This window comes from Corynebacterium sp. (genome assembly GCF_030826625.1).
In the GTDB taxonomy this organism is placed as follows: Bacteria; Actinomycetota; Actinomycetes; order Mycobacteriales; family Mycobacteriaceae; genus Corynebacterium.
The window spans coordinates 1-9,212 of the sequence record NZ_JAPJNQ010000086.1; the positions used below are offsets into that span (position 1 = coordinate 1).

Annotated in this window: 8 protein-coding genes and 3 pseudogenes; 3 read left to right on the forward strand and 8 right to left on the reverse strand. The window is 55.5% G+C overall.

The features are described 5' to 3' along the window. From RCH87_RS09250 to RCH87_RS09260, 3 genes and pseudogenes are all read right to left on the reverse strand, one after another. Positions 1-2,420 (reverse strand): SNF2-related protein (locus RCH87_RS09250; protein ID WP_306516410.1); only part of this gene is annotated, 2,420 nt, incomplete at its 3' end. A gap of 293 nt (positions 2,421-2,713) precedes the next feature. Next, positions 2,714-2,971: pseudogene (locus tag RCH87_RS09255) on the reverse strand (transposase); the annotation flags it as partial. A gap of 38 nt (positions 2,972-3,009) precedes the next feature. After that, a complete protein-coding gene (locus RCH87_RS09260) occupies positions 3,010-3,285 on the reverse strand; it encodes a hypothetical protein (RefSeq protein WP_306516411.1) in 276 nt (91 codons plus the stop codon). 235 nt (positions 3,286-3,520) lie between these two features. Here RCH87_RS09260 and RCH87_RS09265 point away from each other — a divergent pair, with 235 nt between their 5' ends. Continuing rightward, a complete protein-coding gene (locus tag RCH87_RS09265) occupies positions 3,521-4,330 on the forward strand; it encodes a class I SAM-dependent methyltransferase (RefSeq protein WP_306516412.1) in 810 nt (269 codons plus the stop codon). A 134-nt stretch (positions 4,331-4,464) separates the two neighbouring features. Continuing rightward, positions 4,465-4,758 carry an antibiotic biosynthesis monooxygenase gene (locus RCH87_RS09270; RefSeq protein WP_284571715.1) on the forward strand — a complete coding sequence of 98 codons (294 nt, stop codon included), beginning with the start codon at positions 4,465-4,467 and terminating at the stop codon, positions 4,756-4,758. A 131-nt stretch (positions 4,759-4,889) separates the two neighbouring features. Here RCH87_RS09270 and RCH87_RS09275 read toward each other — a convergent pair. The 5 genes and pseudogenes from RCH87_RS09275 to RCH87_RS09290 all read right to left on the reverse strand — a co-directional run. Continuing rightward, positions 4,890-5,003, reverse strand: a pseudogene (locus tag RCH87_RS09275) (hypothetical protein); the annotation flags it as partial. Between the two features lie 53 nt (positions 5,004-5,056). Next, complete coding sequence (locus RCH87_RS09280) at positions 5,057-5,524, reverse strand: hypothetical protein (RefSeq protein ID WP_306516413.1); 468 nt, start codon at positions 5,522-5,524, stop codon at positions 5,057-5,059. Between the two features lie 6 nt (positions 5,525-5,530). After that, positions 5,531-5,605: pseudogene (locus RCH87_RS10435) on the reverse strand (hypothetical protein); the annotation flags it as partial. Positions 5,606-5,834: 229 nt separating this feature from the next. Next, positions 5,835-7,298 (reverse strand): glyceraldehyde-3-phosphate dehydrogenase, encoded by a 1,464-nt coding sequence (locus RCH87_RS09285; RefSeq protein ID WP_306516414.1) that lies wholly within the window; start codon positions 7,296-7,298, stop codon positions 5,835-5,837. A gap of 64 nt (positions 7,299-7,362) precedes the next feature. After that, positions 7,363-8,361 (reverse strand): nitronate monooxygenase, encoded by a 999-nt coding sequence (locus tag RCH87_RS09290; RefSeq protein WP_306516415.1) that lies wholly within the window; start codon positions 8,359-8,361, stop codon positions 7,363-7,365. 50 nt (positions 8,362-8,411) lie between these two features. On the opposite strand from RCH87_RS09290, the gene pth reads away from it, so the two are divergent. After that, on the forward strand, positions 8,412-9,116 hold the full coding sequence (gene pth / locus RCH87_RS09295) for an aminoacyl-tRNA hydrolase (protein ID WP_306516416.1): 705 nt from the start codon (positions 8,412-8,414) through the stop codon (positions 9,114-9,116). The last annotated feature ends 96 nt before the right edge of the window (positions 9,117-9,212 follow it).

A 9,212-nucleotide genomic window follows, 5' to 3' on the forward strand; every position in this document is an offset into this window, starting at 1 on the left:
ATATCGCTGTCGTTGGGCTTCATCTTGAACGTCAACCCCTGGACAGTCAGGGAACCAGTGTGTCCAGCCAATTCCTTCATGCGGGAGCTAACGCGATCGGACTTGCTGATGTCGAACACGAGTGTCTGGCACGGCGTGTTCGCTGCCAGGGCGCCATCGATGACAAACTTCGCAAGATCACTGTGATAGCGGTACTGCTTGGAATTGCCGCTTGGCGAGGACTTGAAGTGGTAGCGGCCAGTCGCAATACCGGCAGCCGGTGGCGTGTTCAGAACGAAGTTGCGGCCGTCGCCTTCAAACGTGGCCTTGTCTTGTAAGCCGTTAATGGTCAGGAGGAGTAGCAGCCGCTCAAACTGGTTCAGTACCTCACCGGACTGCTCATCGTAAGACTTCAAGCGGTCACGCACTGACGGATCAAGGTTGTCGAAAACCTTCGCCTTCGCCGCAGCCATGTCCTTGCTTACAGTGGCGGCGTACTTCTTCTCAAGCTCCTGGAACGCCTCATTGATCTCGTCAGCAGTGCGGTAACTGTCGTAGATCTTCGCAATCTCCTGAGCGAAATCGAAACCATTCTCAATGCGGCCCAGCACCTCGTCACTAGCACCAAAGACGCTATCGAAGAGGTGGAATTTGTTCTCCAGCAGCTCCAAGATGCGCGCCTCAGCCGCATTGCCCTCATTGAAGAAATTGACGATAACAACGTCGTGCTTCTGGCCATAACGGTGAATGCGGCCGATGCGCTGCTCTACCCGCTGTGGGTTCCACGGCAGGTCGTAGTTGATCAGCATCGAGCAAAACTGCAGGTTGATGCCCTCAGATGCCGCTTCCGTCGCGATCATGATCGAGCCGGAGTCACGGAAGTAATCAACAAGCGCTTTTCTACGATCCGCCGACGGGTTGCCGGTAATGACGTCGCTACCTTCATTCTTTGTGAGCCACTCTTGATAAATCGCAGTCGCCTCAGGCGAATCGTTTTGGCCGTTGAACAGCACCAGCCCTTCCCCGTACCCAGCTTGCCGCAGTGTCTCCGCGATGAAGCTTTGGGTGTCGCTGTACTCGGTAAAGATGATGGCCTTTTCAGGGGATCCGACCTCACGCAGCCTCGCAAAGCCACGTTCAATGGCCTCCCCGAGTTTCAGCGACTTCTGATTCTGGTGAATCGATTCTGCGAGCGTCGCGTACTCCCTGAGCTCATCAATCTCGCCCTGCACCTTCTTGCGGACTTCTGGGTCCGACCAGTCCTCGTGCTTCTCCACGAGCTCCCCGAATGCCTCATATGCTGCCTGCTCCTCATCAAGCATGTCGTTATCGAAATCGAACAGTGGCATACGGTGGCTGTGTGGCTGACCTGCAGCCAGCTCTTCCGCCAGCCGATTCGCAGTTCTACGCAACGTGATTCCGACGGCGTATGTTGAAGAACCCAACCGCTTGCGCATCACCTGCGAAGAAAGCGCTCGCTGCGAGTCATTGAACGCGTACAAGATATCCCGTTGGAGGTAGGCATTGACCAGATCATAAAGATCCAGTTCCGCCTGTGACGGCTGGAACTTCACGGTCAAGGGGTCACGCTTGGTGAACCGAATGTACTTCTCTGCATCACGCCGCAAGGTGCGCTTGGTCAACTGGCCGACGCGCTCCGCCAAGTCATCGGGGCTGAATTCGGTGCTTCCTGTTTTCACATACCGCTCGCGGAAAACGTCAATAGACCGGAAATACTCCGGGTCGAAAATAGAGACAAGACCATAGATCTCTTCAAGACGGTTCTGTAGTGGGGTTGCTGTGAGCAGCACTACCTTGTTTGCGCCATCAAAAACCTCACCGACCGAATGTGCTACTTTGGCATGTTTTTTGCCCTTATAGAAGTTACGTAGCCGGTGGGCTTCGTCGGCAACGACTAAATCCCACGGACGCATCAGATCCGCCTTGTTCTGCTGGACAAACTCGTAGGAAGCGATCAAAACCTGACCAGGTGTCTTGTTAGCCAGGAGCGTTGCCTTGGATTTTGAGTCAAGCAGCTCAGATGGGATCAAGAACTTCTCGTACAGCTCCTGTTTCCATTGCTGACGGAGGCTGGCAGGAGCAACGATCAGGATGCGGCGTTTACGCTCTGCCCAATACTGCGTAATAACAATGCCCGCCTCGATCGTCTTACCGAGGCCGACTTCATCAGCCAACACGACGCCTCTTGTCGCGTTCCCCTTCAGCGCGAATAATGCTGCCTCAATCTGGTGAGGCTTGGGTTCCACCTGGGCGTCAAAAAGCAGTCCTGCAAGCTTGCCGACATGGTCATTGGCATAACTCCGCTCAAGCTCGTGCGCGAAATACTTCGCTTGATAGTTGGAGAGGTGTTGTCCGAAGGAGATTCCGGGGTTCTCACGGCCTGCGCTCTCCGGTACAGACTGGTCTGGGCACTGAGTCATAATTTTCCCGATGTAGTGAAACTGCTTGCACGCGTCGGCGTTATTCAACTTTAGCGGGCGGGGCGCGATGGGTGAAACGCTTCCAATAGATTTTGTTTCTATGCGGTGCCGTGTTGAACCCATTCATTCATTCTAACGATCTAGAGTCAGCCTTGGGCCAGTCTTGCTACTCGACTTGTGAAGGTGGTTATGAAGTGTCCTGGGTTTTGTTCCTAGACATTTACCTTGTTTTCCATTATTTCCCGGGACCGGAGGGTGTCCGATTTTTTGTGGGGCCTGACCCCCGGAAAGTGGACACGTCGGGGGTTAGGCCCCAGCCCATCGCAGCAGACAATGAACACATCCTGAACGCCACGGTTAGCCAAATCTGCGCACACTGATGCCCAGAATGACGCACCTTCATTGTCAGCGATCCACAATCCCAGGATGTGCTTGATGCCGTCTATATCGATGCCAACTGCCATGTAGCAGGCCTTGTTGATTACGCGGTGGCCATCGCGGATTTTCACGCGGAGCGCATCAAGGAAAATCACTGGGTAGAACTCGTCGAGTTAGCGGTTTTGCCATACCCAGAATTGACGGTCTTGGTCTACGCCCCGTTGTGGTGATTGCTGCTCTGTGCGGTTTCCACCTGGGCTTTGGCCTTGCGGCCGGAATGGTTATAGCCCAAATGCGTATCCATCTCTGCCTGCAGGCCAGCGTTGATCGATGTCTGCAGCAGGCCTTTGACCAGCTCGCTTGCATCATCGGCGGAAGTCGACAGCTCGCTGATCAGGCTGGCAAGTTCAGGTTTTTCCATCAGCTTCTTGCTGACTTCGTTGCCCCTTGCCGGGTCATGGTTTTTCTTCGGTGACACAGTAGTCATTATCGGTGAAACTCCTTCTAGAGCAGAGCCTCACACACAAACATCCTGACACTTTCGAGCTGCTCGATTAACCCAAAACGGGGGCGCAATTTCCCGGAGAAAAATCACAGAAATTCGGTAAGCCTATTCTGCACACACCTCATTCATTAAGCTGGGAATTAGATACGAAATTAGGCCTGCCTTAACGTGTCTATCCTCGTCTAACGCTGGTGGGCCTTCGAGAAAGGAATCCACCATGACTCACGGCTTACACCAGGACAATCCACTTCCCTATGCGCAGCGTCGTGCAGAAGATGCACCCGGCCACTGGCTGCTCGCGCGGCTGGGCAAACGAGTGCTACGACCAGGCGGTTTGGAACTCACCCGCAAGTTACTCAAGAATGCCAGCCTTACTGATGCTGATGTCGTCGAGTTGGCACCGGGCTTGGGGCGCACCGCCACCGAACTATTAAGTTTCCAACCCGCCAGCTATGTCGGCGTGGAAAAAGACGAAGATGCCGCACGCATTACCGGTGAGATCGTCAAAGACACCGGACGCATGGTGCACGCTGATGCCGCGGATACTGGTTTGCCCGATGCTCACGCTGACGTGGTGCTGGGTGAGGCAATGCTGACGATGCAGTCGCCCACCGGCAAGCAAAAGATCGTTGACGAGGCCGTGCGGGTGTTGCGACCAGGTGGACGCTATGCGATTCATGAGCTCGGCCTGCAACCCGACGACCTTGACGATGAATTCAAGACAGAGCTGCGCAAGAACCTCGCGCGCGTGATTAAGGTTAATGCCCGCCCTCTCACCGTGGTTGAGTGGACAGAGCTTCTCGAAAACGCTGGCTTAGTTGTCGAGTGGACAGATACCGCGCCAATGGCGCTGCTAAAGATGCGCCGTAATCTTGCCGACGAAGGCCTGCTGGGTACGTTGCGCATCATCAAAAATGCCTTGCTCGATAAGGATGCCAGGCGCCGCATGTTGGCAATGCGCAAGCTTTTCAACGAACACAGCGATGTCTTGCGCGGTGTGGCTTTGGTGGCCCGGAAACCGAGCTAGAACCAACCAAACGCTGAGGTTACGGCGAGCAATTCGCCGCAAAATATCACAGTATTTCTGCTGAACTTCACATTCCCCACCAGATTAACTATCGCTAAAATGGTGGATGAATCCAACCGTAGAAAGGATGATCCATGAGCTACGTCAACATCTCTGCCCTTACCTTCCCTGAAGGTGCTGGCCCGGAAATCGAGCAGCGCTTTGCGCAACGCGCAAAAGGCGTCGACAAGGCGGAAGGCTTTGAAAGCTTTGAGTTGCTGCGCCCCGTCGCCGGTGAGGATCGCTACTTCGTCGTCACCCGGTGGGACAGCCAGGAAAACTACCAAAAATGGGCTGATGCACGGCCAGCAGGCAACCATGTCGAAGATGAAAAGCGTGGCATGTCTGTTGACGTATTGGGCTTTGAATCCATCCAGCTGGAAAGCTAATCCAGCAAAAATCTTCACAGGCACGACAAGCGAAACCGCGGGCCCGGAAATCCGGAACCCGCGGTTTTCTTTACCCCCGGTTGCACGCGCCAACTGGCGCACCAGCCGGGGGTTAAGTAGCCGTTTTCGTTACGCAGGTAGTCGTTGACCTCGTCTTTGCTCACCTCGGTTTCCAGCTCGAGGTTCAATACAGCCATGGATACGTTCGGGGTGGGAACACGGATGGCATTACCGGTGAGCTTGCCCACTGCCCACAAATGGCAGGCATGGTGTATAGCTACTTAGGCTGCAGAATGATCTATTCCGTGGTTGTATCACCCACCCCTGTGAGGGCCCAGCCATCATAATTAACCTCAAAAATCAGAGGCAGGTCTGCCGGTAACCATCCACGATAACCAAAGTATTCCGGGGCCCTATGGGAGCACAAAGTAACATCTAACCTATCGAGCACGTCAAAATCAACGTCACCGTCGGCATCTTTCAGGTACACCACCTCTTGAGTGTCGTAGCTGCCTAAGTCATAAGCCTCATCAGGCTCCAGACCCAGTTGTTCGGAAATATCATCAGCACTGGTGTATGGACATTGGACACCAAATTCTACCCAATGCTGACCATAAGCATCGCGAACCGAGATAGTAACCGGACCCCCAGATTCACTTGCAGCTGGTAACGCTTGTTCAATTTCGCTTGAACAAGCCACCAAGAATGCCATCAAAGACAACGCAAGGAACGCTTTACACTGCCCAAACCTCAAATGCAAAGTCATCAATCCACTCCAGTAGCAGTGACGGAAAGCATCCCCCTTGCCATTTTTATGGGTATGCTTGGCGAATTTTTTGGGTCGCAGTCTCTGCTTTGCTTTCTAGTTCTTTAGCTTTATAGCATGAAGGTACATCAACTACCGAGACACAGCCCGTATTGGGCTTTGAATCCATTCAGCTCGAAAGCTAATTCAGCAAAATCTTCACAGGCACGACAAGCGAAACCGCGGGCCCGGAAATCCGGAACCCGCGGTTTTCTTCATCGCCGGTTGCACGCGCTAACTGGCGAACCAGCCAGCGTGGCCTATTCCAGTTTTAAAGCTCGCTAATTGGGGTACGGTGCGGCAGCACGCGTGGGCGCTTGCCCGCAATATCTTCGACAAAACGCACAACCTGGTTAGAGTAGCCATACTCGTTGTCGTACCAGACGTATACCACCAGGTGTTTGGTGCCGTTAGCGATCGTCGCCAAGCCATCGACCACACCGGCTTTAACGGAGCCGACGAAGTCCGAGGAGACCAATTCTGGGTCGTTGACGTAATCAACCTGCTGGCGCAGGTTCGACAGCAGCGCTACCTTACGCAGGTAATCGTTGACCTCATCCTTGGTCACCTCGGTTTCCAGCTCGAGGTTCAGCACCGCCATGGAAACGTTCGGGGTGGGAACGCGAATGGCATTGCCGGTGAGCTTGCCTTCGAATTCTGGCAGCGCCTTCGACACGGCCTTGGCCGCACCGGTTTCGGTCAGCACCATGTTCAATCCAGCAGCGCGTCCACGACGGTCACCCTTGTGGTAGTTGTCGATCAAGTTCTGGTCGTTGGTGAACGAGTGGGCGGTTTCTACGTGCCCGTGGGCAACGCCGTAACGGTCGCCGAGTGCCTTAAGCACCGGGGTAATGCCGTTGGTGGTACAGGATGCTGCGGAAAGCACCTTATCGTCGGCAGTCACGCTGTCTTCGTTGATGCCGAAAACGACGTTCGGGATATCGCCTTTGCCCGGTGCGGTCAGCACGACGCGGTCGGCACCTTTGGCCTCCAGGTGCTGCGACAGACCCTTGCGGTCGCGCCATGCTCCGGTGTTGTCAACGATGATGGCGTCATTGATGCCGTATGCGGTGTAGTCGATCTCTTGCGGTGAGTTGGCGTAGATGACCTGGATCTTGGTTCCGTTGGCCCAGATGACGCTGTTGTCTTCGTCCACCGAGATGGTGCCGTTGAATTCGCCATGTACGGAATCGCGGCGCAGCAGCGAGGCGCGTTTAATGATGTCACCCTCACCCTTGGAGCGGACGACAATAGCGCGCAGACGCACACCGCCATAGGATGCTTCACGTTCGACGAGAATGCGCGCGAGCAGACGACCGATACGGCCGAAACCGTAGAGGACAACGTCGGTGGGCTCGACGTTGGTGCGTCCGCCGATGACTTCTTCCAGCTCTTGGTGCAGGTATCCGGAAAGATCATCGGAACCGGATTGTGCAAAACCGACGGCCAGTCGTCCGACGTCAACCGAAGCGGTTCCCAAGTCCATCTTGGTCAGCTCCCGCAGCACCGGCAGGGTTTGTTCCAGCGGCAGATCCTCTTCAATGACCTGGTGCGCACGCTCGTGGGCTTTGATGATGTCGATGTCGGTGACGCTAATCAGCAGACGACCAAAAATAGAGGTCACAACGTTGTTGTTGCGGTGCAGCGAGCTGATCAGCGGGATCATCTCCTGCGCCAGCGCGATGCGTTCATTCCAGTTGTCGTGTCCTACCTCGGCGGGCTGATTCACAGTCATCTTCCTTTACGCGGGGGTATCGGGGTGCAAAATTACAACCAACATCCTACCCCGATTTTGGTTACTACCCCCGTAATTGGGCAAGGATGTCGGCCACACTGCCCTGCCCGATCTTGTCGACGTCTTCGCCGACCAAGCAATATGCCACCCGCGGATCATTCTCCTGTCGCAGTGGCGCCAGCAACGGGTTGAGTAACGGGTACATCGCGGGCACATCGTCGCCATGCGCACGGGAAAATTCTGTTTCTAGTCCGCGGGCTACCCGCCCGGAAAACGCACGGCTCGCCACGGTTTCGCCACCAGCGCGCAGCAGGCGACGGTTGAACTCACTGGTGCCGGCTTCGTCGGCGAGCAAAAACGCCGAACCACAGCTGACCGCTTTTACTCGTGGTAAACGCAACAACGTCGCAGCGTCATCTGCGGTGCGCACGCCACCAGAGGCCACCAACTGCGCGTTCACGCCAGCCAGCGACATGGTTTCGATGAGATCACCCAAGCCCAGACCAGATGGCTGTTCCTCGACCGACCACGTGCCGCGGTGCCCGCCGGCTGCTGGGCCCTGCACGACCAGCACATCTGCACCGGCATCTTGCGCGCTCAACGCATCCTCAACGGTGGTTACTGTCACCCAGGCCTCGATCCCAGCATCGTGGAGTCGAAGGATTTCTGCAGAACTGAAACAACCAAACGTGGAGCTCACCACCGCAGGTGGGTTCTGCGCACCCAACACCGTCTCGAGCTTGCCTTCCCAACCGTTGGTGTAGTCGGGTTCTGGCAGTGCCTCTGCTACTCCGTACTCGCGCTGCAACAGTTGATGAAATTCGCGCACCTCGGCGGTGATCTCCAGCGGATCCTGCGGGGCGAACAAATTCACTCCATAGCGCACGCCATCGCCCATGCCGTCGATGAGCTCCTGCACCTGCGCCACCGGCATCGTGCCCAACCCCAGAAAGCCGAAAGACCCTGCCTGATCTGCGGCAGTGACCAACTCTGGGGTCGACGGCCCACCGGCCATGGGCGCGATAAGAATTCGGGTATCCAGCTGACTCAAAACTTTCGACATAGCACCCAGGCTAGTGGAGAAACCATTAAGAAAAATGAGACACTGGGCGGGTGAATATTGTGCGCAACCTGTTATCAAAAGTTTTCGGACGCAATGCCGAAGGCGCTAATGACTCAATCGCCAACCCAGCCGACGGTGGCTATCAGAAGGCAACGACCCAACAACCGGTACTAAATCTTGCTGACGTCACTGCCGAGTGGCTAATCGTCGGCTTGGGTAATCCGGGGCAAAAATATGCGGCCACACGCCACAACGTGGGCTATATGGTGGTCGACGATCTGCTGGCCGAATCCGGCGAGACCCTACAACCCATTAAGGGTGTGCAGGCATTCGGCGCCACCATTGAATGTGGTGAGAAATCGGCTCTGGTGCTGCGCACCGCAAGCTTTATGAATAATTCTGGCCCGGCGATTGCCGAAATTGCCCAACATTTAGGCATCCCCGCCGAGCGAGTGTTGCTTATTCACGATGAGTTAGACCTGAAAGAGCACAAAATCCGCCTCAAACAAGGCGGAAATGAAGCCGGACATAACGGCCTAAAATCGACGACTGAGCACCTGGGCACCCGCGACTATCCCCGCGTACGTATGGGGGTGGGCCACCCTGGGAAAGGAAATGACATTATTGCCTGGGTTCTGGGCCCAGTACCAGCAGGGGCTGGTTTTGATGAGTTTATTGCCACCGGCGCCGAGGCTGCCCGACTGATCGTGGCTCGGGGGCTAGGCGCCGCGCAAAACGAGATTCATTCTCGCTAACTAGCTGTTAGCTCCAGCCTTGGTGACCTGATCCAGAATCTTGTCCAAGCCAGCTTTCTCCGCGTCGTTTGCGCGGAATTCACCGTTGGCATCTTC